The sequence below is a fragment of the Nocardioides sp. SRI_004 genome (assembly GCF_057586415.1).
The window spans coordinates 18,437-41,778 of the sequence record NZ_JBYCZV010000018.1; the positions used below are offsets into that span (position 1 = coordinate 18,437).

Here is a 23,342-nt window from a genome sequence, read left to right on the forward strand (position 1 = left end):
CGGGGAGCAGGACGCGGGGCGCGGTGAGGCAGCTAGTTGCCGATGGGCGCGTTGGGCGAGAGGCCCCAGAAGAGCTGGGTGCCGAGCGCGCCGATCATGTGGATCAGCACCATGTTCAGGACCATGGATCTCGCGGTGTTCTTGCCGACTTCGACCGAACCACCACGCACGGTGTAGCCGTAGTAGCAGGCCACGAACACGATGGCTGTCCCCATCGTCATGCCCTTGATCATCGAGTACAGGAAGTCGAGCGGGTTCTGGTAGAGCCAGAAGATGTACATGTGCCCGCCGGGCGAGACGCCGCCGACGTAGTAGACCGTCACTAGGATCTCGCCGAGCGACATCATCCCGAGGCTGACGGCGTACAGGAACGGCATCGACAGCCACGCCGCCACCACCCGGGTGCCGACCAGGTAGCTGCGGGAGTCGACCCCCATCACCTCCAGCGCGTCGACCTCCTCGGCGATCCGCATCGAGCCGATCTCGGCGACCAGGCCGCAGCCGATCTTGGCCGCGAGGATGTAGCCCCACATGTAGGGCACCAGCTCACGAACCGCGCACCAGGCGTTGAAGATGCCCGAGTAGATCGGGGCGCCGACCTGCTTGAGCGTGTAGATCGCCTCGGTGCCGCACATCGTCCCCATGACGAACTGCATCGCCCAGATGATCAGCGCGCTGGACAGGACCAGGATCGCCGCCTGGCGCACGACCTCGGTCCAGTGGGCCCGCACCTCGGGGAGGCTGCGGGTGACCTGCCACGAGAAGCGGAGGATCTCCCCGCCCGTGGTCAGCGCCGCGCGTACGGCGCCGGCGGCACTGCCGAGGGAGAGCTCGGCGTCCTTCGGCTCGGGTGCCGCGGGCCGGGTGCGCGGCGCGTCGGGTGTCGTCGTCATCGTCGCCGCCCCTACTTGAAGACCTGGATCTCGGGGTTGAGCCCGAGCAGGATGTTGGTGAAGACGACGTTGACGACCCAGATCAGCGCGAACGCGACGACGACGGCCTGGTTGACGGCCCGGCCCACGCCGATCGCGCCGCCCTTGGCGTACATGCCCTTGTAGCAGCAGACGACGCCGATGATCAGGCCGAAGATCGTCGTCTTCACGACGCTGCCCCAGATGTCCGGGGTGGTCAGGTTGGCGAACAGGCTGTTGTAGAAGGCCCAGGGGTTCGCGCCGAGGATCGGCACCGCCGCGATGAAGCCGCCCAGCAGGCCGAAGCAGAGGGCGATGATGTCCATCAGGCCGGTGATGATCGTGACGGCGACGATCCGCGGCAGCGCGAGCGCCCGGATCGGGTCGACGCCGAGGACCTCCATCGCGTCGATCTCCTCGCGGATCCGGCGGGCGCCGAGGTCGGCGGTGATCGCCGAGCCGACGACGCCGGCCACCACCATCGCGTTCACCCACGGGGCGAACTCACGGATGCTGGCCATGATGAAGAAGGAGCCGAGCCGCTCGGGCATCCCGAACAGGGCGTAGATGTTGCCGCCCTGGAGGCCGGGTGCGCCGAGCCCGAAGAAGGTGCAGGACACCGCCATCGGGATCCAGCACTGCTGGAGGATCAGGAACATCTGGTCGCGGGTGTCGCGCCAGTAGTCCCACGGGCCGCGCACGGCCATCCACACCACCACGCCGCCGAGCTTGGCCATCTCGCCCAGCTCGGTGACGCCGGCTGCCAGGGTGCCTGTCCTGGGCGGAGCCGTGCGTGTCGCATTCCCCATGAATGGTCACCGCCTGCCTCGGTTGGGAGTGCGGCCAACCTTTCAATCCCGTGTGACCGACGACATAGTCGCCGCCTACAAACCTTCGAGGGTGATTTGTAGGCCGCTGGCAAACTGCCCGATCCCCGGCCGGCTCAGCGGGGTCGCCGGGCCCTACGAGAGCGCGGCGTCGCCGTACACGTCGAGCCAGGCGAGGCAGACCTCGAGCGTCGCGGCGTGCGGGGCGATGCGGTGGCCGAGCTGGTCCTCGGCACGGGCGATGCGGTAGCGCACCGTGTTGGGGTGCACGAACAGGCCCTCGGCGGCGGCGTCGAAGCTCTGGCCGGAGCGCAGGTAGGCGAGGACGGTGGTGCGGAGCATCTCGTCGCCCTTCGCGCCGGTGAGCAGCGGCCCGAGGGTACGACGCACCATCTCGCGCGCCAGCTCGCCGTCGCCGACGAGGCTCACCAGCTCGACGTCGGCGTACGGGTGGCACAGCGCGGGTGCGCGCAGCCCGATCCGCTGGGCCGCGACGGCCTGGACGTGGCTGAGCCGGAAGGCACCGGGTCCCTGCCCCGACGCGCCCAGCGCGAGGTGGATCCCCGTCTTCGCGAGCAGCTCCTCGATGCCGTCGAGCGCGAGCCGTGGCTCCTCCGGCGTCGCCACCCACCCCCACAGCTCGCGGCTGCCAGCCAGCGTCGTCAGGGGACGCGGCAGGCCGAGCTCCTGGCAGACCCGCAGCGACAGGTCGAAGAGCGGCACACCCTCGTCGTCGTGCGGCGGCGCCGAGAGGACGAAGGCGGTCTGCCACAGGGCGAAGCGGTGGCCGAGCAGCCGTTCGGACTCCGCAGACGGGGCCGCGCCCGCGACGAGGGCCTCGATCATCTCCGCGCGTCGCGCCTGCGCTCCCTCGACGAGGCTCGCGCGCTCGCGCGTGTAGTGCTCGACGAGGCGCTCGATGGACTCGTCGATCCAGCGCTCGGCCCGCAGCCACAGCGCGAGCAGGGCCTCGTCACGGGGCAGGCTGGGCGGGAGCGTGTCCGCGGTGGTGTGCTCGGCGACGTACCGGAAGACGACCCTGTTGGCGACCCGGTAGACCTTGAGCAGGACGCTGATGTCGTGGTTGCGGCGCGCGATCGAGAGGCTCAGCGCGACCGCCGCCGGGGGCAGCGCGAGCCGGTGCTCGCCGCCGAGGCTGACCAGGAAGTTGCGCCAGTGCTCGCGGGTCGACGCGTGCAGCTCCTCGGCCAGGCTCGCGTCGCCGGCGAGCACCGGGATGGCGGCGAGGATCTCGTCGTCGACCGTCCGCACGAACTCGTCGACGGCACTGGGCTGGAGCCCCGCCTCGACGAACTCCTGGAGCCAGGCGCGGGCCAGATCCCCCTTGGTGTCGCTCCCTGCCATGAGCGCCTCCATTGTCGTGTTCAACATGTGGCGTCATTCAACGGCGGCCGACGCGGTCAGTTCTTGGAGTCTGTCACAACTCAGCCCGTTGGGAGTGGTGTGCGTCACAAGCGCTGGGGTGCTGCCACGACCGAGCATGGAGGCAGACCGACGGAAGGAAGACCATGCGGGAGTTCGACTACATCGTCGTGGGCAGCGGCTCGGGGGGCGCGGTGCTCGCGGGACGGCTCAGCGAGGACCCGGGCACGTCCGTGCTCGTGCTCGAGGCGGGCGGCCGGAGCCGGCCGAACCTGAACGTCCAGATCCCGGCGGCCTTCGCCAAGACCTTCCACACGAAGATCGACTGGGACTACGAGTCCGAGCCCGAGCCCCACCTGGGTGGCCGCCGGATCTACCAGCCGCGCGGCAGGATGCTCGGCGGCACGAGCGGCATGAACGCGATGATCTACATCCGCGGCAACCGTGCCGACTACGACGGCTGGGCGAAGGCCGGCGCCGACGGCTGGTCGTACGACGAGGTCCTCCCCCTGTTCCGCCGGATGGAGACCAACAGCCGCGGCGCCAGCGAGTTCCACGGCGCCTCGGGCCCGCAGTACGTCGAGGACGCCCCCGACCCGCGCGAGGGGTCGCGCCGGCTGGTCGAGGCGATGGCGCAGGCCGGCATCGGCCGCACCGACGACTTCAACGGCGCCCAGCAGGAGGGCGCCTCCATGTACCAGCGCTTCACGCGGCGCGGCCAGCGCTGGACGACGTACGACGGCTACCTGGCCCCGCACCGCAGGCGGCCCAACCTCACCATCACCCCGAACGCGCTCGTGCACCGCGTCGTGATCGAGCACGGGCGGGCCACCGGCGTCGTCGCGCGGGTCGGCGGCGAGCTGCAGACCTTCCGCGCGAAGCGGGAGGTGGTGCTCAGCGCCGGTGCCTACAACACCCCGCACCTGCTGATGCTCTCGGGCATCGGGCCGGCGGACCACCTGGCCGAGCACGGCATCACCGCCGTCGTGGACAACCCGCACGTGGGTGCGCACCTGATGGACCACCCGATGTACCTGGTCAACTGGGACACGGCCGACCGGGACAACCTCGCGTTCGCGGAGAAGCCCGCCCAGCTGGTGAAGTACCTCCTCGGCCGCAAGGGCATGCTCACCTCGAACATCGGCGAGGCGGGCGCCTTCTTCCACACGAGCGTGGCCGACGACGCGCCGCAGATGCAGATGATCGGCGCCCCGGTGTACTTCTGGCAGCACGGCGCCGCGACGTACGACGGCCAGGCGATCGCCATCGGCCTGTCGATGGTCGGCGCGCGGTCCGAGGGCTGGGTTCGGCTCGCGTCCGCCGACCCCGAGCGCAAGCCGCTGGTCCGCAACAACTACTTCGAGCACCCCGACGACATGACCTCGATGCTCGACGGCATCGAGCGCGCCCGCGAGGTGATGGCCGCGAAGGACCTGCGCGCCAACCACGAGATCCACCCGGGCAGGAAGTACGGCACGCGCAAGGAGCTCGAGGAGGCGGTCCGGGTCGGCGTCGAGCACACCTACCACCCCAGCTGCACCGCCCGGATGGGCGCCGAGGGCGAGGGCGTCCTCGACGCGAGCCTGCGGGTCCGCGGGGTCGACGGCCTGCGGGTCGTCGACGCGTCCGCGATGCCGCGGGTGACCCACGGCAACACCCACGCCCCCACCATGCTGATCGGCGAGAAGGCCGCCGACCTCCTCACGAGCGGAGCCTGAGATGACCGGCACGACCACCGGGACCATCTCCCAGCGCGCCGACCAGATCGCCGCCGCGGCCCAGGCCGGCGCGAAGGCCTGGTCCGGCGTGAGCCTGGCGAAGCGGCGCGAGCTGTTGCAGCAGTTCGCCGTCCTCGTCGAGCAGAACGCGAGCGAGTGGGTGCGGATCGCCGCGGAGATCAAGGGCCTCGACCCGGCCTCGCCCAATGTCGGCGAGGAGTGGACCTCGGGCCCCTGGGCGACGCTCTACTACGCCGGCCACCTCGTCCAGTCGATCGTGAGGCTCGAGGCCGGGCAGTCCCCGACCGAGGGCTTCGAGATCAGGTCGGTGCCGGGCGGCCGGGTGGCCGTCGAGGTGCTCCCCCACTCCGTGTGGGACCGCCTGCTGCTCTCCGGCTTCTCCGCCGAGGTGTGGTGCGAGCCGGGCGTCACGGCCGACGAGGTGCGGGCGAGCGCCGGCCTCGGACTGCGCGAGCCCGAGGCGGTCCGCGGGACGTGCGTCGTGCTCGGCGCGGGCAACATCACCTCGATCGCCCCGCTCGACGCGCTCTACGTCCTGTACGCCGACAACCGCTCCGTCGCGCTCAAGCTCAACCCGGTGACCGACCCGCTGCTGCCGGTGTTCGAGGCGATCTTCAAGCCGTTCATCGACCTCGGCGTCGTGCAGGTCTTCACCAGCGACCTCGAGCTCGGCGCCGCCGTCATCGCCCACCCGGACGTCGACGCGGTGCACATGACCGGCTCGGAGGCCACCCACGACGCGATCGTCTGGGGCCCGGGCGCGGAGGGTGCCGCCAACAAGGCCGCCGGTACGCCGCGGCTGCGCAAGCCGATCACCAGCGAGCTGGGCGGTGTCGCGCCGATCGTCGTCGTACCGGGGAGGTGGTCGAGGCGGGACCTCGAGTTCCAGGCGCGGCACGTCGCCACCATGCGGCTGCACAACTCCGGCTCCAACTGCGTCGCGGGCCAGGTGCTCGTGGTGAGTGCGGACTGGAAGCAGAAGGACGCCTTCCTCGCAGCCGTGCGCCGGGCGCTGGCGAGCGCACCTGCCCGGCCGGCGTGGTACCCGGGCACGCCCGCCCGCATCGACGCTGCCCGCAACGGCGCGACGCCGTCGGAGGCGCTCGGCGGCACGCCGGAGCGGACCCTGCTGCCGGCCCTCGACCCGACAGTGGACGAGCCGTCGTACTCGATGGAGTACTTCGGTCCGGTCCTCGGCGTGACCGAGCTGTCCGGCACCGGCGCGGACTTCTTGCAGCGCGCGATCGACTTCTCGAACGACCGGCTGCGCGGCACCCTCGGCGCCAACATCCTGATCCACCCGCGCGAGCAGAAGGCGATCGGCGCGGCGGCGTTCGAGCAGCTGCTCGCCGGCCTGCGCTACGGCACCATCGCGGTCAACGCGTGGACGGGCGTCGGCTACCTGTCGCCCTTCGCCACGTGGGGCGCCTTCCCCGGGCACACGCCCGACGACATCCAGTCCGGGCACGGTGTCGTCCACAACGGGCTGCTGCTGGCCCGGCCCGAGCGGACGGTGGTGCGCGGGCCGTTCCGCCCCTTCCCGCGGTCGTGGGCGACGGGGAGCCTCGCGCTGACGCCGGTCCCGCCGTGGTTCGTGCACAACCGGACGGCAGCGACGACCGGCGAGCGACTGGTCCGCTTCTCGGTCGCGCCGAGGTGGCGCAAGCTGCCGGGAGTCTTCGCCTCGGCCCTGCGCGGATGAGCCCGCTGCCCGCGGTTGTCGCCGACGACCAAAGAGTCGGACCGACCTTGTGACCGGGCGCGCTGCCGCCCGGCGGCGGTCCGGGCCTAGGGTCGGCGCCATGGCAGCCACCACCGCGAGCCGTCCCGTGGCGGCCGGCGTCGGCCGGATCGACGTCCCCGGCGCGGTCCGCGGGGCCTCGACCGGCTTCAGCATCCTGATCCTCGGTGGCCTGGTGGCGCCCTTCTGGACGTTGCTCTCGACGGCGGTGGCGGCCGGCTGGCTCGCCCTCGTCGCGGTCGTCGCGTTCGCGGTGGCGGCCCGGCACAGCCGGAACGCCGGCAACCCGGGCCTGCACGGCGCGGTCGCCGCGCTGATCGCCTACGCGCTGGTGCTGCCGCTGATCCTGCCGTTCGAGCAAGGCCGCAACCCCGGCCAGATCGGGCTCACCGTCGTGACGGCGGTCGTCGTCGGCTGGCTGGCCGGCCTGGCGTTCGCGCGCCCGGCCGCGCGGTCCTGACCCGCCGGCCTGGTGCTTGGATGAAGCCCGTGCACGTGCCCCTGCCTGCTGCCCGCCTGCTCGTCCGCCGCGTCGTGAAGCCGGTGCTCGGCACCCGCCTCACCCCGGTGCGCCAGCGCCAGGTCATCAACGCGCTGATGCGCGTCTCCGTGCTCCCGAAGGGCACCCGCCGCGAGGCCACCCACCTCGGGGGCGTGCCGACGGAGCGGATCACGACGCCCGCGAGCCTGCCCGACCGCGCCCTGCTCTACCTCCACGGCGGCGCCTACCTCGTCGGCTCCCCCACGACCCACCGCGCCGTGGCCGCCCACCTCGCCGACGCGGCCCGCGCGGTCACCCACGTCCTCGACTACCGGCTCGCCCCCGAGCACCCCCACCCGGCCGCGGTGGACGACGCCCTCGCCGCCTACCGGGCACTCCTGGAGAGCGGCTACTCGGCCGACCGCATCGTCGTGGCCGGCGACTCCGCCGGTGGCGGCCTGACCCTGGCCCTCGCGCTGCGGCTGCGGTCGGTCGGCGTACCCCTGCCGGCCGCGCTCGGTCTGATCTCCCCGTGGGTCGACCTCTCCCTGACCGGACTGGACCCCTCGGTGGACGACCCGCTGCTGGGTCGCGGCTGGCTCGAGCTGGGCGCTTCGTCGTACGCCGGCGGACGGGTGGACCTCCCCGAGGTGTCACCCCTGAAGGCCGACCTGACCGGCCTGCCGCCGCTCTTCGTGCACGCCGCCAGCGACGAGATGATCCGTGACGACGTGGAACGCCTGGTCGCCGCCGCGCGCTCGGCCGGCGTCGAGGTCACCTACGAGCTGCTCGACGGGCACTGGCACGTGACCCACCTCTTCGCCGGGATGGTCCGCGAGGCGACGGACGTCGTACGACAGCTGGGTGGGTGGCTGGGCGGGGCGCTCGCCTGACGGCTAGCGCCCGCGCCAGACCGGGTCCCGCCGCTCGAAGAACGCGTTCAACCCCTCCGCCAGGTCGGCCGTCGCCAGCAGCCGGTCGATCGCGGCGTGGCTCGCGGTCCAGTCGGCCGTCTCGTCGCCGTTGATCTCCGCCTGCGCGAGGGCCAGCGACTCCCGCACCGCCAGGGGTGCGTTGGTGCAGATCGTCGCCGCCAGCCCGAGCGCCACGTCCAGCGCCATCCCCGGCTCGACCAGCCGGTTGACGAAGCCGAGTCGCTCGGCTCGCTCGGCGTCGATCGGCTCGCCGGTCAGCAGCATCTCGCGGGCGATGTTGGCGGGCAGCACCCGTGGGGCGCGGAAGACCCCGCCGAAGTCGGGCAGCAGGCCGCGCTTGACCTCGGGGAAGCCGAAGGCCGCCGTACGGGACGCGACGACCAGGTCGCAGCAGAGCACCAGCTCGAAGCCTCCGCCCAGCGCGAGCCCCTCGACCGCGGCGATGAGCGGCTTGGGCCGCACGCGCGACATGATCCCGGCGATCCCGCCGCGCTCGGTCGGCTCCCCCGCGCCCTCGGCCAGGTCGGCACCGGCGGAGAACACGGCGGGGCCGCCGGCGAGGACGCCGCACCACAGCTCGTCGTCGTCCTCGAGCAGGTTGAGCGCCTCGTCGAGGCCGCGGGTCACCGCGCCGTTGATCGCGTTGCGCTTCGCCGGGCGGTCGAGGCCGATGATCAGGGTCCGCTCGTGGCGGATGGTGCGGACGGCGATCTCGTCGGTGGGCTCGCTCACCCGACCGAGCGTAGTGGGGCTCAGCGCGGCAGCACGGGCTCGGCGACGGGCGCCGACGCCTGCCGCTCGAGGGCGGCCTCCCGGTGGCGGATCCACAGCACCATCGACAGGGCGCCGACCGACCCCGTGGCCACGATGAGGAGCAACCACGGGGTGCGCGGTGCCCCGAGCCGCCGCAGCCGGGGCTGGGCGAGCCACCAGGCGATCCCCGCCATGATCAACAGGTCGAGCCAGATCTGCGTCTCCCAGGGCGCACCGACGTGCTCGCGCCAGAAGCCGAACGGACCGTCCTGCTAGATGCTGTGGGCGGTCCAAGCGACGAAGACCACGAGGGGCACGGCGGGGATCCACCAGGGACCGGGGCCGCCGGGCGACGAGCGGGCGATGACGGCATAGGAGCAGACGGCGAGCACGGCCGCCGCGGCGGCGACGAGGTCGGTGGGTTCCATGCCGTCAACGGTGGTCCGCCGACGTCGTCACCTCAACTACCTGCGAGGTAGTTGTGCGTGCGCCGGACGTGCGCTTCGATCCGGTGGTGACGTCGACCGAGTCCGACCTCCCCGGGTTGCTGCGCGAGGCCCGGTCCCGCCGCCGGATCAGCCAGTGGGACCTGTCGCTCGAGCTCGGTGTCAGCCAGCGCCACCTGTCCTTCGTCGAGCTCGGCCGTGCCCGGCCCGGGCGCGACCTGCTGCTCCGGTGGCTGAGTGCGCTGGACGTGCCCCTGGTGCTGCGCAACCACGCCCTGCAGCTGGGCGGCCACGCCCCGGCCTTCGACGAGAGCGGGCTCGACGACGGCCTCCTGGCCGACGCCCGCGCCGCCCTCGCGCGCCTGCTCGCGAACCACGAGCCGTGGCCGGCCCTCGTGATCGACTCCCGCTGGGACGTGGTGGCCTCCAACGCCGGCACGGCATGGCTGCTGGACGTGGTCGGCGCCGACGTCGAGCTGCCCGGGTGCGACGGCACGGGCGCCGGTCCCACCGTCAACCTGCTGGACCTCGCGCTCGGCCCGCTCGGCGCCGCCGTCGTCAACCTGCCCGACGTGGCGGCTGCCCTGCTGGACCAGCTGCGCGACGAGGCACTGACCGAGCCGGCTCTCCGCGAGCGCGTCGACCTGCTCGCCTCCCTCGTCGAGGCACCGGCCTCCGCACCGGTCCGCTACCCGCCCACCCTCGTGACCCGCTACGCCACGCGCGTGGGCGAGCTCGCCTTCCTCAGCATGTTCACGAGCTTCGGCACTCCGCACAGCGTCACCCTCGCGTCGCTGCGTGCCGAGCTGCTCTTCCCCGCGGACGACGCCACCCGGATCGCGCTCGAGCGGCGGTGACGCTCAGGCGCTCGGCCGGTCCACGAGGTCGACCAGCCGCTGCGGCGCCTGCAGGCAGAACGAGTCGGTGAGCAGCTCGCCGAGCTCCTCCCAGTCGGTGTCGCCGTCGATGAGCATGCCGACGACGTTGGCGCCCCAGTCGGAGCGGAAGTAGGGCGCACCCAGGTGCTGGAAGGCCATCACCTCGTCGGGCTCGGCGCGGAAGGTGATCCGGAAGAGCTGGTCCTCGCCACCGAAGACGTGGGCGACGGTCGTCGTCGTACCCCCGACGCGCCAGCGGACCCCGACCCACGCCTCCTCCTCGAGGCACTCCGGCAGGCGACCGAAGATCGCCCGCAGGCGGGCGAGGTACTCCCCGGGGACGTCGGGACGGGTCGGGCGCGGCACGGCAGCAATCTCCCACAGCCTGCCGACAACCATCGCGCGCGATCCGGCTCGACGGTCAGCAGCTCACGCCCTGAGCTTCCCCACGTCCTCGGCATCCCCCTGGAAGTAGCTGTCCAGCAGCCACTGCGCCCGCCGGCCACCCCACCGCCACAGCCGGTCCTTGCCGCCGGGCAGGTGCCGCAGCACCCGGTAGCGCAGCGTGTTCAGGCCGACCAGGTAGGCGTGCGCCCACGGCGGCCGCATCGGCAGCCCGAAGTCGCGCATGCTCTCCGGACCGAGGAAGACGGTGAGCATCGAGAGCAGCCGCTCGCGCTCGTAGCGCGCCCGCACCCCCTGCAGCGCAGCTGGCCAGCCCGGGTAGTGCCGCTCGGCCTGCGCGTCGACGACGGCCTGCGCGAGCGCGGGACCGGCCTCGGTCATCGGGCCCTGCGCGAGCAGCACGTGGTAGTCGATGCGGTGCCGCTCCCACTCGTCGTCGACGAGGAAGTCCTCGTGCACGCCCATCAGCCAGCCGACGTACTTCCACAGGTGCATCAGCGCCCGCGACTCCCGGCCCGACACCGGCACGCCCAGCGCGCGCGAGCCGATGATCAGCACTCCGTCGAACAGGCCCAGCGTCGAGGCCTGGTCGGCCTGGTTGATCGGCAGGCCCCACGTCGCGGTGTCCCACTGGTCCTCGAAGGCGTGGTTGACCAGGGCGTGCATCAGCCGCACGTGCACGGTCAGCCGCCAGCCCTCGCCCTGGACCGGCAGCAGGGCCTCCGGGTCGGCCAGCGCGGCGCCCCACTTCTGCGTCTCGGCGAGCCGGCGCAGCGTCTGGCCGCCGGTCAGGCCGCCGGTCGCGACCAGCAGGTCGGTGGGGCCGCCGAACCGGTAGCCGCCGACGAGCGAGAGCTGCAGCAGCACGTCCTGCGCGTTCTGGCCCAGCCGGCGGAACACCCGGGCGCCCTCCTCGACCAGGGCACGGTCCAGCCAGGCCGGCTCGGCCTGCACCTCCTCGAAGAACGCGCGCAGCGCCGGCGGGGCGTCCGGCACCGCGTCGATCCCGTGGGCGAGCGCGGCGCGGAACTGGCCCATCTCGACCCTGCCGGGAGTGCCTGCTCGCAACCGGATCGCGTCCGCGAGCCGGGCGCCCAGCTCGTCGCGCTCGTACATGCCGCGTCCGATCCGGTCCAGCAGGGCCTCGTCGACGCCCTTGACCCGGCCGACGACCTTCAGCGGGCGGCCCAGGCGCCGGTTGCGGTCGCCGCCTGCCCGGAAGCGGGTCGGGTACGACGGTTCGGTCGGCGTGCCGGGGGTGGCGGCGAGGTCTGCGGTCATGCCAACATCGTGACGCGAGTCATCGCTCGCATTCAAGTCGCGAAATTTGGCCGTCCGCATGAGGATCCCCGACGCCACGCCCCCGGCTGGGTGTGATGATGGGGCCGTCGGATCTGGGAGGAGAAGGGCATGGGCGACGTGACGTCAGGACTGGAGCGGCTGCTCGTCGCGGTCCAGCAGCTGTCGATGGCCGGCTCGCTGCAGGAGGTGCAGGAGGTCGTCCGCACCGCTGCCCGCGACCTCGGCGCCTGCGACGGCGCGACCTTCGTCCTGCGCGACGGCGACCAGTGCTACTACGCCGACGAGGACGCGATCGCGCCGCTGTGGAAGGGTCACCGGTTCCCGCTCGAGGCCTGCATCAGCGGGGTCGCGATGCTCGAGCGCACCCACGTGGCGATCCCCGACATCTACGCCGACGAGCGGGTCCCGCACGAGGCCTACCGCCCGACCTTCGTGACCAGCATGCTGATGGTCCCGGTCCGCGCGCTCGACCCGATCGCCGCGATCGGCACCTACTGGGCCGAGCCGCACACGCCGACCGAGGCCGAGATCTCGCTGCTGCAGGGCCTCGCCAACGCCACGTCCGTCGCGCTCGACAAGGTCCAGGTCCACGCCCAGCTCGCGAGCGCCGTCGCGCTGCGCGAGGCCACCCACCACCTGGCCGTCACCGACGACCTGACCGGGCTGCGCAACCGCCGCGGCTTCTTCGAGCTCGCCCGGCACCGCTGGGCCGAGAGCACCGGCGCCGGTGCCGTCGCCTTCGTCGACCTCGACGGGCTCAAGGTCGTCAACGACTCCGACGGGCACGAGGCGGGCGACCGCCTGCTGCGCAAGGTCGCGACGGCGCTGCAGTCCAGCGTGCGCGACACCGACGTGGTCGCCCGCATCGGTGGCGACGAGTTCGCCGTCTTCTCCCCCGACCTCGCGCCCGACGAGCTCCAGTCGCGCCTCGAGCAGGCCATCGGGCGCCGGGCCAGCATCGGCACGGCCGCCCTCACCGACATCGACCTGCTGCCGGACGCCCTCCTGCAGGCCGACGCGAGCATGTACGACGTCAAGCGGCGCCACCTGCGAGCCCGCTCCGCCTGATGCGCAAGGCTCCCCAGCAGGCCCGTTCGCGCGAGATGGTCGAGCGGATCGTCGCGGCCGGCCGCGAGGTGCTCGTCAGGCACGGCTACGACGCGTTCAGCACCAACCGGGTCGCCACCGCCGCCGGCGTCAGCCCGGGCTCGCTCTACCAGTACTTCCCCGACAAGGCCGCGATCCTCGACGTGGTGATCGACCGCTACTGGGCGGAGGTCGCCGAGCAGGTGGCCGCGTCGCTGGGCGACCGGATCGGGGAGTTCGGCCCAGGCATGGTGCGGGCGACCGCCGACGCGCTGGTCAGCGCCCTCGAGGCCGACCCCGTCGTGCTGCGGGTCGTGGCGGAGGAGCTGCCGATCGGCCGCAACCGGGACCGCCGCGCCGCGCTCGAGCGGCGGGTCCGCGAGCTGGTCACGACCTACCTCGCCGCGCGGCCCGAGAGCTCCCAGCGCCCCTCGGCGGCCGTCGCCGCGTGGGTGGTCGTCCTCGCGATCGAGAACCTCGCCCTGCGGTGGGTGCTCGACCAGCCCCCGGCGGTCAGCCGCGACACCCTGCTCGACGAGATGGTCGCGCTGGTCGGGGGCTACCTCTCGGCGTGACCGGTGAGCGCCATCCCGACGCCCAGCCCGATCATCGACGTACCGCCGATGGCGCCGAGCACGCTCCCGCGCCGCTCCGACGCGACGAACCAGTCGCGCGCCCGACCCGCGGCGAAGGCCCAGGTCGAGTCGCAGAGCAGGCCGAGCAGGATCGCCACACAGCCCAGCGTGAACATCTGCGCGGGGACGGCGGGCGCACCGGCGGACCGGTCGACGAACGGCGGCAGGATGGCCGCGAACATCAGGAAGCCCTTCGGGTTGCTCACCCCGACCACGAAGCCCTGGCGGAAGGCCCGCCAGCCCTCCACCGGGGCCCGCTCGCCGGTGGCCCCGAACCGCATCTCGCGGCGGTGCCGGAAGGCCTGGACGCCCAGCCAGACGAGGAAGGCCGCGCCGGCGAGCTTGATGGCGTTGAAGACGAGCTGCGACTCGGCGACGACCGCGCCGAGCCCGAGGCAGACCAGGCCCATCACGAGGAACAGCCCGGCGGTGTTGCCCAGGACGCTGGCGAGCGCGACCCGCTGGCCGTAGGACACGGCCCGGCCGACGACGAAGACGACGCTCGGGCCCGGGATGACGATGACGACGAGCGCCGCGAGGCCGAAGCCGAGCAGCTGGTCGATGCCGATCACCGGGCCACGCCGATCACCACGCCGATCACTCGGTCCGGTCGGCGTCGGTGGCGTCGGCGGACGTGCCGTCGCCGTACACGCCGGCGTCCTTGGCCTTCTGCGCGGTGCGCAGGCTGCGGGTCAGGGCGATGCCGATCACCACGACCGCCACGATCAGGCCGATGAAGATCCAGAACGCCGTCCAGCCCGCGACGACGTCCTTGTCCTCGGGCGCCTTGTCCTCGGCGCGGACGAGCGTGTTGACGACGGTGGCGGCGAGGGCGTGCATAGGCCCAGTGTCTCAGGACGCCCGCTCAGGCGTCAGGGGTGACCCCCGCGAACAGGTCGTCCTCCGGTACGACGGACTCCACGTGGCTGGTCACCAGCTCGTAGTCCTCGGTCGGCCACACCTCTGCCTGCAGCTCGCGCGGCACCGCGAACCAGAAGCCGTCGGGGTCGATCTGGGTGGCGTGCGCGAGCAGCGCCTGGTCACGGACGCCGAAGTACTCCGCGCACGGGACGCGGGTCGTGATCCGCGCGTCCCACTCGGGCTCCGGCTTCCACTCCTTCAGGCGCTCCTCCCACGGCGACTCCAGGCCGTGCTCGACCATCGCGTCGTGCAGCGCCTGCATCCGGGGCCGGTTGAAGGAGTGGTGGTAGTAGAGCTTCTGCGGCTGCCACGGCTCGCCGGCGTCGGGGAAGCGGTCCGGGTCGCCGGCCGCCTCGAAGGCCGCGACGCTGACCTCGTGGCAGCGGATGTGGTCGGGGTGCGGGTAGCCGCCGCGCTCGTCGTACGTCGTCATCACGTGGGGGCGGAACGCGCGCACCAGCCGGACCAGGCGCTCGGTCGCCTCCTCCAGCGGGACCAGGCCGAAGCAGCCCTCCGGCAGCGGCGGCTTGGGGTCGCCGTCGGGCCAGCCGGAGTCGACGAAGCCGAGCCACTCCTGGGTCACGCCGAGGATGTCGCGGGCCCGCTCCATCTCCTGGCGGCGCACCTCGGTGATGTTCTCGAGGATCTCCGGGCGGTCCATCTTCGGGTTGAGGATCGAGCCGCGCTCACCCCCGGTGCAGGTCACCACCTGCACGTCGGCGCCCTCGGCGACGTACCGCGCCGTCGACGCGGCGCCCTTGCTCGACTCGTCGTCGGGGTGGGCGTGGACGTGCATCAGCCGCAGGCCGGAGCGGTCGACGGAGGGCGCGTGCGAGGTGGGCATGCCGCCCATCGTAGAAAAAGTCATCGTGGGACCATGAACCGGTGAGCACGACCGACGATTCCCTCGCCCAGCGGTACGGCGCCCCGTCGGCCGGGCGGCGGCTCACGGTGCTCGTCCTGGCGGGCGTCGTGGCGCTCGGCTTCCTCGGCTGGCTGGTCTGGGCGATGCTCTTCCACTCCAACCCGGAGATCGCCTCGGAGGAGATCGGCCACGAGGTCGTCGACGACCACACGGCGACGATCGAGGTCCGGATCGAGATCGACGACGACATCGACGACCCCGAGTGCGCGCTGCGGGCGATCTCGCACGACAAGGCGATCGTGGGCGAGAAGACCTTCTCCCCCGACCCCGCCGACGGGCCGGTCTACGAGGTCGAGGTCCGCACCGAGCGCCGCGCCACGACCGTCGAGTGGCTGGGCTGCAAGGCACCGGGACAACCCCGCTATCGCTGAGCGATCCCCGTTCAACCGGTAGACTCGATCGTTCATGTACCCGCAGGGGTATGCGACGAGCAGCACAGGAGTTTCATTCATGTCTCAGACCGACCAGTCCGGTGGCGCGAACACCGTCTGGCTGACCCAGGACGCCTACGACAAGCTCAAGGCGGAGCTGGAGTACCTCAAGGGCCCCCGCCGCGCCGAGATCGTCGCGGAGATCAGTGCTGCCCGCGACGAGGGCGACCTCAAGGAGAACGGCGGCTACCACGCCGCCCGCGAGGAGCAGGGCAAGAACGAGGCCAAGATCCTCCAGATGGAGGACATGCTCCGCCGCGCCGAGATCGGCGAGACCCCGCCCGACGACGGCGTCGTCGAGCCGGGCATGGTCGTCACCTACAAGTTCGAGGGCGATGACGACGACGAGGCGGAGAGCTTCCTCCTCGGCGCGCGCGAGATCGAGCCCGAGGGCCTCACCGTCTACTCCCCCCAGTCGCCGCTGGGCCAGGCCATCAACGGCCGCAGCAAGGGCGAGACGGTGTCCTACGAGGTCAACGGCAAGCAGCAGACCGTGATCATCCTGGACGCCAAGCCCTACGTGGGCTGAGCCTCCAGGCCTCCCGAGCCGTCCGTCCCCCCGGGGGCGGGCGGCTCGGTCGCTTCCCCGGCCGCATCGGCCAGCTCGGCCAGGTGCAGCACGACGGCGTTCGCCGCCGCGGCCAGGGGTACGGCGACCAGCGCGCCTGCGATGCCGGCGACGAGCACGCCGCAGGCGATCGCCACGATCACGCCCAGCGGGTGCACCGACACCCAGCGGCCGAGCAGGAACGGCTGGAGGATGTGGCCCTCGAGCTGCTGCACGCCGACCACCACGGCCAGCATCAGCAGCGCGGTCAGCGGGCCCTGGTCGACGAGCGCGACGAGGATCGCGACGCTGCCGGCGATGGTGGCACCGATCATCGGCACGAAGGCGCCGAGGAAGACCAGCACGCCGATCGCGAGCACGAAGGGCACGTCGAGGATCGCCGCACCGACGGCGATGCCGATGGCGTCGACCAGCGCCACGACGACCGTCGCGCGCACGAACTGGACCAGCGAGACCCAGGCGACCCGGCCCGAGCTGTCGACCCGCTCGCGCGCCACCCGCGGCGCGAGGCGCACCATCCACGACCAGATCCGCTCGCCGTCGGCGAGGAAGAAGTAGGTCGCGAAGAGAGAGATGAAGAAGCCGGCGAGCACGTGGCCCAGGGCCGAGCCGACCTCGCCGACCTGGCTGATCACCTCACCGTCCTGCGACCGCTCGGTGATCATGTCCTGGACACTCCCGATCCAGTCGTTGATCTGTGAGTCGCTGGCGTGCAGCGGGCCGTCCTGGAGCCAGTCGCGGATCTCCTGGAGTCCCTCGACCGCCCCGTCGGCGAGGTCCTTGGCCCCGTCGGCGACCTGGTTGCCCGCGAAGCTCAGCAGCGCCCCGACCACGGCGAAGCCCAGGATGACGATGAGCAGCGCGGACAGGCCGCGCGGCATGCCCAGGCGCGTCAGCAGCTGCACGAAGGGCGCCGCCAGCGCGCTGATCAGCAGCGCCACCGCGATCGGCACGGTCACCACCGCGAAGAAGCCCACCAGCCACATGAGCAGGTACGCCGCGCCCGCGATGAGCAGGATCCGCCACGCCCAGCCCGCGGCCAGGTCGAGGCCGTAGGGGACCTCCGCCCGGCGCAGGTTGGACGGCCCGGTCGCGAAGGTCGGCAGCTCGTGCCGCCGCCCCTCGCGCTCCTCCCGCAGCAGCGCCCACTGGTGGGCGAACCGGCGGAAGAGCCGCTCCTCGCGATCCCCCTCGTCGGGACCGAGCGGCGGCTCGTCCTCCTCCGCCTCCTGGACGGCGCGCTCCTCCGCGGCGGCGGTGGTCGGGTCCTCGGGCTCGGTGGGGCCGTCGCTGGTCACACGATCGACCCTAGACGGTCGGCCTCAGGTCGTGGAGCCGAGCGCCCGCTCCAGGTCGGCGACCTGGTCCTCCGACGTCTCGATGCCGACGCTCAGCCGGACCAGGTCGGCCGGCACCTCGAGGTCGGTGCCGGCGACGCTCGCGTGCGTCATCCGGCCCGGGTGCTCGATCAGCGACTCGACACCGCCGAGCGACTCGCCGAGGGTGAAGACCGACGTCGCCGCGCAGATGGCGAGCGCCTGCTCCTCGCCGCCCTTCACGCGGAAGGACACCATGCCGCCGTACCTCTTCATCTGGCGCGACGCCACGGCGTGGCCGGGGTGGTCGGCCAGTCCGGGGTAGATCACCTCGCTGACCGAGGGGTGGCCGCTGAGGAACTCGACGATCCGCTCCGCGTTGTCGCTGTGCCGCTCCATGCGCAGCGCCAGGGTCTTGAGCCCGCGGAGCACCAGCCACGAGTCGAACGGGCCGGCGACGGCGCCGATGGCGTTCTGGTGGTAGCCGATCGTCTCGGCCAGGTCGGCGTCGTCGACGACGAGCGCTCCCCCGACGACGTCGGAGTGGCCGCCGGCGTACTTGGTGGTCGAGTGGACGACGATGTCGGCGCCCAGCGCCAGCGGCTGCTGGAGGTACGACGACGCGAAGGTGTTGTCGACGACGAGCCGTGCGCCGGCCTCATGGGCGACGGCGGCGAGGGCGGCGATGTCGCCGATGGAGAGCATCGGGTTCGTGGGGGTCTCCAGCCACACGAGCTTGGTCTCCCCCGGCCGGATGGCCGCCCGGACCGCCTCGGGGTCGGTCACCGGCGCCGGGCTGTGCGCGAGGCCCCAGTTCGTGGCGACCTTGTCGAAGAGGCGGAAGGTGCCGCCGTAGGCGTCGTTGGGCAGGACGACGTGGTCGCCGGGACGGCACAGCGCCCGGACCAGCGTGTCCTCGGCCGCGAGCCCGGAGGCGAAGGCGAAGCCGTGCGCACCGCCCTCGAGGGCGGCCAGCGTGGACTCCAGGGCGGTGCGCGTCGGGTTGGCCGACCGGCTGTACTCGTAGCCGTTGCGCAGCCCGCCGACGCCGTCCTGGGCGTAGGTGGAGGTGGCGTAGATGGGCGGGATCACCGCGCCGGTGGTCGGGTCGGGGCGGTAGCCGGCGTGGATGGCCCGGGTCTCGAAGCCCGCCCCGTCGAGGTGCTCGTCGATGTGCCGAGTCGTTTCATTGGCGCTCACCAGTCGAGCCTACCGACCCCCGTGACAATACGAGCGGCCGCTCGTTTCTGGAACGTGCCCCGCTTCCGCCGCGTCCTCGCCGCCGCCGCCTGTGCGGTCCTCGCCGCCACCGCGCTGGCCCTGCCGGCAGCCCCCGCCCGCGCGGACGACGGCGGCGACCCGGACCCGCTGCGCGGCCTGCTGCTCCCGCCGATCGACGCCGTGGTGGCACTCCTCGCGCCCTTCCCGATCCCCGCGACGCCGTACACGGGTGAGGTGTGCGCCAGCGGCGCCGACGCGTGCATCGACGACGTCGTGGCGCGCATGGAGCACCGCCTCGACCGCCTGGTCGAGGAGTGCTCGCACAGCGCGGTCTTCTCGCTGGCCTACCTGCGGGTCACCGAGAACGTGCGCGACGCCGTCCGCTCCGGCTACTTCGAGGACCGGGCCTGGCTCAACCGTGTCGACGCAGTCTTCGCCGAGATGTACTTCGACACCACCAGCCGCTGGGAGGCCGGCCAGCGCACCGGCATCCCGCGGGCCTGGCAGATCGCGCTCAAGGCCGAGGACGACCGGGCGATGAGCGGCCTGGGCAACTTCCTGCTCGCGATGAACGCCCACATCAACAGCGACTTCCCGCACGTGCTGGCCACCGTCGGGCTGACCGGGCCCGACGGCAGCCACAAGGCCGACCACAACCGCTACAACAACCGCCTCGACAGCCTCTACGCCCCCGTGTTCGCCGAGGAGGCGGCCCGCTTCGACCCGACCTTCGACGACATCGACGCCGGCACCGCCGAGGAGGCCGTCGCCGGGGTGATCATGCGCGGCTGGCGGGAAATGGTGTGGCGGCACGCCGAGGCGCTGGTCCTCGCGCGCACACCCGCCGCCCGGGCCCTGGTCGAGAAGGAGATCGAGGTCTACTCCGCGCTCCAGGCCCAGCTGATCCGCACCTTCTTCGTCGCGAAGCCGGCGAAGCGCGACGCGTGGTGCGCCACGCACGGGGCCGGCTGAGCCGTTCCTCCGGGCCCCTTGCGCGCGAGGAGACAATGGAGGCATGTTCTCCCGTCGCAAGACCGAGATGGTCGACCCCGCCGAGGCGCTGCCCGGCCGCACCACCCCCGCGTTCGCGCTGCCCGCCCAGCACGAGGTCCTGCACACCCCGCTCGTCACCGACGACGTCCCCGACGGCCTCGAGGTCGCGGAGTTCGGCCTCGGCTGCTTCTGGGGCGCCGAGGAGATCTACTGGCAGGTCCCCGGCGTCTGGTCGACGTCGGTCGGGTACGCCGGCGGCACCACCCCGAACCCGACCTACGAGGAGGTCTGCAGCGGACGCACCGGCCACACCGAGGCCGTCCGCATCGTCTTCGACCCCGACAAGGTCTCCTACGCCGACCTGGTCAAGCAGTTCTTCGAGGTCCACGACCCGACGCAGGGCATGCGCCAGGGCAACGACATCGGGACCCAGTACCGCTCCGCGATCTACTTCCACAGCCCCGAGCAGGAGGCCACGGCCCGCGAGCTCACCAAGGTGTACGGCGAGGAGATCGCCCGCCGCGGCTACGGCGAGATCACCACGGAGATCGAGCCGGCCGGCGCCTACTACTACGCCGAGCCGCACCACCAGCAGTACCTCCACAAGGTGCCGCACGGCTACCGCTGCCACGCCAACACGGGCATCCCGTTCCCGGAGACCGCCTGACCACCTCGGGCCATGCGAGGTGAGTAGTCCGGCTCAAGCCCCACCACCCCTCGCGCCGCGACCCTTCTGGCATGACCAAGACGACCTATGCCTTCTACCTCCAGTCCGCGATCTCCTTCGCCGCCGCGCTGCTCTTCATGGTCGGCGGGATCTACTTCCTGCCGGTCGACGGCTGGATCCGCGCGTTCCTCTGCCTCGGCGCCCTGTTCCTCGTGAACTCCTCCTTCGCCCTCGCCAAGTGCGTGCGCGACCAGCAGGAGGCGCGGGCCAACGAGATCCGCGTCGACGCGTACCGGTGAACTCGGCTGCACGGGGTTGGTCCAGCCGCGACAATGGACCCATGGCTGACCTCCCCCGCAAGGCGGCCGCGCGCACGGCGCGGCTCGCGGCGCTCCCCCTCGGGTACGCCGGCCGGACCGCCGTCGGCTTCGGCAGGCGCCTCGGCGGCGCGCCCGCCGAGGCGGTCATGAGCGACATCCAGCAGCGCACGGCCGAGCAGCTGTTCCGTACGCTCGGCGAGCTCAAGGGCGGCGCGATGAAGTTCGGCCAGGCGCTGTCCGTGCTCGAGTCCGCGCTCCCCGAGGAGATGGCGGCGCCGTACCGCGAGCAGCTCACGAAACTCCAGGACTCCGCTCCCCCGATGCCCACGCAGACCGTGCGCACCATCCTCGCCGAGGACCTCGGCGCGGACTGGAAGGAGCGGCTGGTCTGGCTCGACGGCGCCCCCACGGCCGCGGCGTCGATCGGCCAGGTCCACGAGGGCCGCTGGTACGACGGCCGCCGGGTCGCGGTGAAGGTGCAGTACCCGAACGCCGGCGAGGCCCTGATGGCCGATCTCCGGACGCTGGCCCGCGCGGCGCGGGCGATCGGACCGCTCATCCCGGGCGTCGACATGAAGCCGCTCGTCGAGGAGGTCCAGGCCCGGGCGCGCGAGGAGCTCGACTACGACCTCGAGGCCGACGCGCAGCGCGAGTTCGCGGCGGCCTTCCGCGACGACCCGTTCATCGAGGTGCCCGACGTCGTCGCCGTCGGACCGCGGGTGCTCGTCACCGAGTGGCTCGACTCCGCCGGCTCGCTGGCGTCGATCATCGCCGACGGCACGCAGGAGGAGCGCGACCACTACGGAGAGATCTTCACCCGCTTCCTGTTCTCCGGCCCGGCCCGCACCGGCCTGCTCCACGCGGACCCGCACCCCGGCAACTTCCGGGTCATCCCCCACGAGGACGGCAGCCCGGGACGGATCGGCGTGCTCGACTACGGCGCCGTCGCCCGCCTCCCCCAGCGCGGCCTGCCGGAGCCGATGGGCCGGCTGATCACGCTGTGCGCGGCCGGCGACGGCGACGCGCTGATCGTGGGCCTGCGCGAGGAGGGCTTCCTCAAGGACCGGATCCGGATCGAGCCGCAGCTGCTGATGGACTACCTCTCCCCCTTCGTCGACCCGACGCTGGTCGAGCGGTTCCGGTTCAGCCGGGAGTGGATGCGCGAGCAGTTCCAGCGGATCAACAACCCGAAGGACCCGGCCTACACGGTCAGCATCAAGCTGAACCTGCCGCCGTCGTACGTGCTGATCCACCGGACCTGGCTGGGCGGCGTGGGTGTGCTCAGCCAGCTCGAGGCCGAGGCGCCGTTCCGCGCGATCATGGAGGAGTTCCTCCCGGGCTTCACCCCGGCGGGCCGTCCGTGAGGCAGTAGGTCCGGCCGACCGGGTCGGCCAGCACCGTCCAGTGGGAGTGGACGGCCAGCACCCGCGCCCCGAGGCCGAGGTGCCGCTCGGTCTCCGCGGCCCGGTCGGTCGTGCCCCAGTCGAGGTGGGCGCGTGCCGGGCCGGCCTCCTCGCCGAGCCGCTGGAGCAGCAGCTGCAGCGGCCGGCCGGCCGGCGGCACGAGGAACCGGAAGTCGGCGCTCACCGACGACGGATGCTCCGCCCACCCGGTGATCGCGTGCCAGAAGGCCAGCTCCGCGTCGTACGACGCCCGGGGCACGTCGATCGCGACCTGGCGCACCCGCGCGGCCGATCCGTCCGGGTGCACGGTGGGCGCGGGCCGCTGGGCGGCCGGGCCGTCGACGTAGCAGAACACCTGGCCGCCGGGTGAGGCCAGCACGACGTAGTCCCCGCGGTCGACCATCTCCACGGCGCCCGCGACGACGGCGGCGTCCGCTGCGCGCCGCGGGTCACCCACGTGGAGGTCGAGGTGGACGCGGTCGGCTCCCTCGTGCAGGCGCTGCACCCGGAGGAAGGCGTCACCGTCGGGCGGCAGCAGGGTCGCGAACTCCTCGTGCGCGCCGCGGGGCGCCGACAGCGCGTAGCCCGTCGCGGCCTGCCAGAAGCCCACGCCGCGCTGGTGGTGGTCGGGTGCGGAGTCGAGGAAGGCCGTGACCCAGAAGGGGCTCATCCGCCCACCGGGGCGCAGTCGTGCCCGCAGCCGTCCGGCGGCACCGGACCATCGGCGTGCGCGGCCGGACGGTGCAGGACGGCGGCGGTCGCGGCGACCACCACGTCCTCACCGTCCAGCGAGGCCGCGCCGTCGACGAGCAGGGTGTAGCCGTGCCGCTCCCGGGGCGGGAACACGACCGTGACGGCGTCGTTGGCCTCGAGGTTGCGCAGCGTGCCCTTGCCCGGTGCCGTGATCCGGAGCGTCCCGTCCGTGCCCGCGACCGGGTCGACGGTCACCACCTTCACCTGCGGCGAGGAGGTGGTCAGCAGGTAGCCGCTGTCGAAGTCGGCGACGGCCCGGTGCAGCTCGGCGGGGTCAACGGGGATGCTCACGTGGCGAGCCT

The 23,342-nt window shown here is 72.5% G+C and carries 28 protein-coding genes; 13 read left to right on the forward strand and 15 right to left on the reverse strand.

Annotation, left to right across the window (positions count from 1 at the left end; all coding sequences use genetic code 11):
• Positions 1–32: 32 nt before the first annotated feature.
• From AC2YHB_RS21085 to AC2YHB_RS21095, 3 genes are all read right to left on the reverse strand, one after another.
• Positions 33–893 carry an ABC transporter permease gene (locus tag AC2YHB_RS21085; protein ID WP_036548109.1) on the reverse strand — a complete coding sequence of 287 codons (861 nt, stop codon included), beginning with the start codon at positions 891–893 and terminating at the stop codon, positions 33–35.
• A gap of 11 nt (positions 894–904) precedes the next feature.
• Positions 905–1,720, reverse strand: coding sequence for an MlaE family ABC transporter permease (locus tag AC2YHB_RS21090; RefSeq protein WP_207009509.1), 816 nt, complete (start codon positions 1,718–1,720; stop codon positions 905–907).
• Between the two features lie 153 nt (positions 1,721–1,873).
• Entirely contained in the window at positions 1,874–3,130 is a 1,257-nt protein-coding gene (locus tag AC2YHB_RS21095; RefSeq protein WP_179650064.1) for a PucR family transcriptional regulator, read from the reverse strand.
• A 137-nt stretch (positions 3,131–3,267) separates the two neighbouring features.
• On the opposite strand from AC2YHB_RS21095, the gene AC2YHB_RS21100 reads away from it, so the two are divergent.
• The 4 genes from AC2YHB_RS21100 to AC2YHB_RS21115 all read left to right on the forward strand — a co-directional run bounded on the left by AC2YHB_RS21100 (position 3,268) and on the right by AC2YHB_RS21115 (position 7,975).
• The gene (locus AC2YHB_RS21100; protein ID WP_179650062.1) at positions 3,268–4,839 is read left to right on the forward strand and encodes a GMC family oxidoreductase; all 1,572 of its coding nucleotides are present in this window, start codon (positions 3,268–3,270) and stop codon (positions 4,837–4,839) included.
• Between the two features lies 1 nt (position 4,840).
• Entirely contained in the window at positions 4,841–6,562 is a 1,722-nt protein-coding gene (locus AC2YHB_RS21105) for an aldehyde dehydrogenase family protein (RefSeq protein WP_487354563.1), read from the forward strand.
• Between the two features lie 100 nt (positions 6,563–6,662).
• The gene (locus AC2YHB_RS21110; protein WP_179650058.1) at positions 6,663–7,061 is read left to right on the forward strand and encodes a hypothetical protein; all 399 of its coding nucleotides are present in this window, start codon (positions 6,663–6,665) and stop codon (positions 7,059–7,061) included.
• Positions 7,062–7,090: 29 nt separating this feature from the next.
• Positions 7,091–7,975 carry an alpha/beta hydrolase gene (locus AC2YHB_RS21115; RefSeq protein ID WP_207009502.1) on the forward strand — a complete coding sequence of 295 codons (885 nt, stop codon included), beginning with the start codon at positions 7,091–7,093 and terminating at the stop codon, positions 7,973–7,975.
• 3 nt (positions 7,976–7,978) lie between these two features.
• On the opposite strand, the gene AC2YHB_RS21120 is transcribed toward AC2YHB_RS21115, so the two are convergent.
• The 3 genes from AC2YHB_RS21120 to AC2YHB_RS21130 form a co-directional block, all read right to left on the reverse strand.
• The gene (locus tag AC2YHB_RS21120; protein ID WP_487354564.1) at positions 7,979–8,749 is read right to left on the reverse strand and encodes an enoyl-CoA hydratase-related protein; all 771 of its coding nucleotides are present in this window, start codon (positions 8,747–8,749) and stop codon (positions 7,979–7,981) included.
• Between the two features lie 20 nt (positions 8,750–8,769).
• Positions 8,770–8,964 carry a hypothetical protein gene (locus AC2YHB_RS21125; RefSeq protein WP_487354565.1) on the reverse strand — a complete coding sequence of 65 codons (195 nt, stop codon included), beginning with the start codon at positions 8,962–8,964 and terminating at the stop codon, positions 8,770–8,772.
• Between the two features lie 78 nt (positions 8,965–9,042).
• On the reverse strand, positions 9,043–9,198 hold the full coding sequence (locus AC2YHB_RS21130) for a hypothetical protein (protein ID WP_487354566.1): 156 nt from the start codon (positions 9,196–9,198) through the stop codon (positions 9,043–9,045).
• Between the two features lie 86 nt (positions 9,199–9,284).
• On the opposite strand from AC2YHB_RS21130, the gene AC2YHB_RS21135 reads away from it, so the two are divergent.
• A complete protein-coding gene (locus AC2YHB_RS21135; RefSeq protein WP_487354567.1) occupies positions 9,285–10,073 on the forward strand; it encodes a helix-turn-helix domain-containing protein in 789 nt (262 codons plus the stop codon).
• Positions 10,074–10,076: 3 nt separating this feature from the next.
• On the opposite strand, the gene AC2YHB_RS21140 is transcribed toward AC2YHB_RS21135, so the two are convergent.
• Together AC2YHB_RS21140 and AC2YHB_RS21145 are read right to left on the reverse strand one after the other, a co-directional pair.
• Complete coding sequence (locus AC2YHB_RS21140; protein WP_487354568.1) at positions 10,077–10,460, reverse strand: MmcQ/YjbR family DNA-binding protein; 384 nt, start codon at positions 10,458–10,460, stop codon at positions 10,077–10,079.
• 63 nt (positions 10,461–10,523) lie between these two features.
• Entirely contained in the window at positions 10,524–11,780 is a 1,257-nt protein-coding gene (locus AC2YHB_RS21145; protein WP_487354569.1) for an oxygenase MpaB family protein, read from the reverse strand.
• Positions 11,781–11,909: 129 nt separating this feature from the next.
• Between AC2YHB_RS21145 and AC2YHB_RS21150 the strand changes: the two genes are divergently transcribed.
• Both AC2YHB_RS21150 and AC2YHB_RS21155 read left to right on the forward strand, forming a co-directional pair.
• Positions 11,910–12,869, forward strand: coding sequence for a GGDEF domain-containing protein (locus tag AC2YHB_RS21150; protein WP_487354570.1), 960 nt, complete (start codon positions 11,910–11,912; stop codon positions 12,867–12,869).
• On the forward strand, positions 12,869–13,462 hold the full coding sequence (locus AC2YHB_RS21155; RefSeq protein ID WP_207009493.1) for a TetR/AcrR family transcriptional regulator: 594 nt from the start codon (positions 12,869–12,871) through the stop codon (positions 13,460–13,462). Before AC2YHB_RS21150 ends, AC2YHB_RS21155 begins: the two co-directional genes overlap by 1 nt.
• On the opposite strand, the gene AC2YHB_RS21160 is transcribed toward AC2YHB_RS21155, so the two are convergent.
• Genes AC2YHB_RS21160 through mca form a run of 3 tightly spaced genes read right to left on the reverse strand, consistent with a single transcriptional unit; the run spans position 13,447 to position 15,287 of the window.
• The gene (locus AC2YHB_RS21160; protein ID WP_487354571.1) at positions 13,447–14,094 is read right to left on the reverse strand and encodes a LysE family translocator; all 648 of its coding nucleotides are present in this window, start codon (positions 14,092–14,094) and stop codon (positions 13,447–13,449) included. The two genes, AC2YHB_RS21155 and AC2YHB_RS21160, sit on opposite strands and share 16 nt — an antisense overlap.
• 25 nt (positions 14,095–14,119) lie before the next feature.
• On the reverse strand, positions 14,120–14,362 hold the full coding sequence (locus AC2YHB_RS21165; protein WP_179650045.1) for a hypothetical protein: 243 nt from the start codon (positions 14,360–14,362) through the stop codon (positions 14,120–14,122).
• 25 nt (positions 14,363–14,387) lie between these two features.
• On the reverse strand, positions 14,388–15,287 hold the full coding sequence (gene mca / locus AC2YHB_RS21170; protein ID WP_051932503.1) for a mycothiol conjugate amidase Mca: 900 nt from the start codon (positions 15,285–15,287) through the stop codon (positions 14,388–14,390).
• A 41-nt stretch (positions 15,288–15,328) separates the two neighbouring features.
• Here mca and AC2YHB_RS21175 point away from each other — a divergent pair, with 41 nt between their 5' ends.
• The gene (locus AC2YHB_RS21175; protein ID WP_179650041.1) at positions 15,329–15,739 is read left to right on the forward strand and encodes a DUF4307 domain-containing protein; all 411 of its coding nucleotides are present in this window, start codon (positions 15,329–15,331) and stop codon (positions 15,737–15,739) included.
• A gap of 79 nt (positions 15,740–15,818) precedes the next feature.
• On the forward strand, positions 15,819–16,328 hold the full coding sequence (greA, locus tag AC2YHB_RS21180) for a transcription elongation factor GreA (protein WP_487354572.1): 510 nt from the start codon (positions 15,819–15,821) through the stop codon (positions 16,326–16,328).
• Here the strand turns inward: greA and AC2YHB_RS21185 are convergent.
• Both AC2YHB_RS21185 and AC2YHB_RS21190 read right to left on the reverse strand, forming a co-directional pair.
• Entirely contained in the window at positions 16,316–17,665 is a 1,350-nt protein-coding gene (locus tag AC2YHB_RS21185) for an AI-2E family transporter (protein ID WP_487354573.1), read from the reverse strand. The two genes, greA and AC2YHB_RS21185, sit on opposite strands and share 13 nt — an antisense overlap.
• A 24-nt stretch (positions 17,666–17,689) precedes the next feature.
• Positions 17,690–18,883, reverse strand: coding sequence for a cystathionine gamma-synthase (locus tag AC2YHB_RS21190; protein ID WP_487354574.1), 1,194 nt, complete (start codon positions 18,881–18,883; stop codon positions 17,690–17,692).
• 54 nt (positions 18,884–18,937) lie between these two features.
• Here AC2YHB_RS21190 and AC2YHB_RS21195 point away from each other — a divergent pair, with 54 nt between their 5' ends.
• From AC2YHB_RS21195 to AC2YHB_RS21210, 4 genes are all read left to right on the forward strand, one after another.
• Positions 18,938–19,876, forward strand: a complete 939-nt coding sequence (locus AC2YHB_RS21195; RefSeq protein ID WP_487354575.1) for a DUF5995 family protein — start codon at positions 18,938–18,940, stop codon at positions 19,874–19,876.
• A 43-nt stretch (positions 19,877–19,919) separates the two neighbouring features.
• Positions 19,920–20,564 (forward strand): peptide-methionine (S)-S-oxide reductase MsrA, encoded by a 645-nt coding sequence (gene msrA, locus AC2YHB_RS21200; RefSeq protein ID WP_036548077.1) that lies wholly within the window; start codon positions 19,920–19,922, stop codon positions 20,562–20,564.
• Positions 20,565–20,635: 71 nt separating this feature from the next.
• Complete coding sequence (locus AC2YHB_RS21205) at positions 20,636–20,863, forward strand: YiaA/YiaB family inner membrane protein (RefSeq protein WP_036548537.1); 228 nt, start codon at positions 20,636–20,638, stop codon at positions 20,861–20,863.
• Between the two features lie 41 nt (positions 20,864–20,904).
• On the forward strand, positions 20,905–22,248 hold the full coding sequence (locus AC2YHB_RS21210) for an ABC1 kinase family protein (protein WP_179650035.1): 1,344 nt from the start codon (positions 20,905–20,907) through the stop codon (positions 22,246–22,248).
• Here AC2YHB_RS21210 and AC2YHB_RS21215 read toward each other — a convergent pair.
• Positions 22,226–22,957 carry a VOC family protein gene (locus tag AC2YHB_RS21215; protein WP_179650033.1) on the reverse strand — a complete coding sequence of 244 codons (732 nt, stop codon included), beginning with the start codon at positions 22,955–22,957 and terminating at the stop codon, positions 22,226–22,228. The genes AC2YHB_RS21210 and AC2YHB_RS21215 overlap by 23 nt on opposite strands.
• Entirely contained in the window at positions 22,954–23,331 is a 378-nt protein-coding gene (locus AC2YHB_RS21220; protein ID WP_179650031.1) for a pyridoxamine 5'-phosphate oxidase, read from the reverse strand. Before AC2YHB_RS21220 ends, AC2YHB_RS21215 begins: the two co-directional genes overlap by 4 nt.
• Between the last annotated feature and the right edge of the window lie 11 nt (positions 23,332–23,342).